1 protein-coding gene is annotated in these 1297 nt (G+C 48.9%); it reads left to right on the forward strand.

Going from position 1 to position 1297, the window contains the following annotated elements:
- Window positions 1-89: 89 nt before the first annotated feature.
- Window positions 90-1238, forward strand: coding sequence for an integrase core domain-containing protein (locus ENGE1_RS26185; protein ID WP_053075619.1), 1149 nt, complete (start codon window positions 90-92; stop codon window positions 1236-1238).
- Window positions 1239-1297 lie beyond the last annotated feature (59 nt).

Below are 1297 nucleotides of genomic sequence, written 5' to 3' on the forward strand. Positions count from 1 at the left end.
GTATGAACCGGTCACATGGGTAACACTTTGAACCGGGCACATGGGTAACAGGTTATAAAGGTACGGTAAGCAGCTAACGGAGGTTTACCGTGCCCTGGACTGAGACTGTTACCATGCAACGTTTACAATTCATTGCGGCCTGTCAGGAAGGCGAGCTTTCGATTACTGAGGTATGCCGCCGCTTCAATATCAGTCGTAAAACCGGCTATAAATGGCTTGCCCGTTTCTCACCGGATGATACTTCATCGCTTGACGATCGTTCACGGGCACGCCATCACCAAAACACCATACCTGAAGCTATGGTGAATCTGGTGCTGGATACTAAGAATCAGCATCCTCTTTGGGGGCCTGAGAAAATCAGGCAGCGGCTCCTTAATCTGAACATCACTGGTGTGCCGGCCTCAAGCACGATTGGCAATATGCTCAAACTTCATGGTCTGGTGGGGAAATGTACTCCACGATATTTTAAGCCTTCACAACGGGGTGAATTGCATGCAGTCACGAAACCCAATGATGTCTGGAGTGCTGATTTTAAAGGTAAATTCCCACATACCGGAGGGCGATGGTGTCATCCCTTCACGCTGACTGATAATTACAGCAGGATCGTATTGGCCTGCGACGCGACCTATACACCTGATGGACGTTTCGTCATTCCCCGTCTGGAGCGGGTATTCCGCGAATGTGGCATACCACTGGTCCTGAGGACCGATAATGGTTCGCCATTTGCAGGCTGTGGTTTAATGGGACTGACTCTAATGTCAATCTGGCTGATAAAATGTGGCATCGTCCCGGAGCGTATCCGGCCAGGTAAGCCTACAGAAAACGGGCGGCATGAGCGAATGCACCGGACCATGAAAGAGTCACTCAAACTCCATTCACAGTTCGCTTCGCTTGAAGAACAGCAGAGCTGGTTTGATGACTGGCGTCAGGAGTTTAACAATATACGTCCTCACAAGGCGCTGGGAGGCAAAACACCGGGCTCAGTATGGTCACCATCCGAAAGAATGTTCACGGGGCCAGTGAAAGAAATGCCAGTTCCAGATGGATCTCGTGTTCTGCGTGTTTCCATGAAGGGAGACCTGTGCTTCAGCAACAAAAGAATATTTTTATCAGAAGCACTCAGAAATGAATGGGTATGGATGAGGCTGATTGACGATGACATCGAAGAAATCGGTTTTGGTGAATTAATACTGGCTCGGTATGACAGAAAAAATCACCGCATAATTCGAGCCAGTTGAATCAAAAAGTGTTACCTATGTGGCCGGTGAGATCTGTAACCCATGTGACCGGTTCATAC

The sequence above is a fragment of the Pluralibacter gergoviae ATCC 33028 = NBRC 105706 genome, assembly GCF_001598855.1.
In the GTDB taxonomy this organism is placed as follows: Bacteria; Pseudomonadota; Gammaproteobacteria; order Enterobacterales; family Enterobacteriaceae; genus Pluralibacter; species Pluralibacter gergoviae.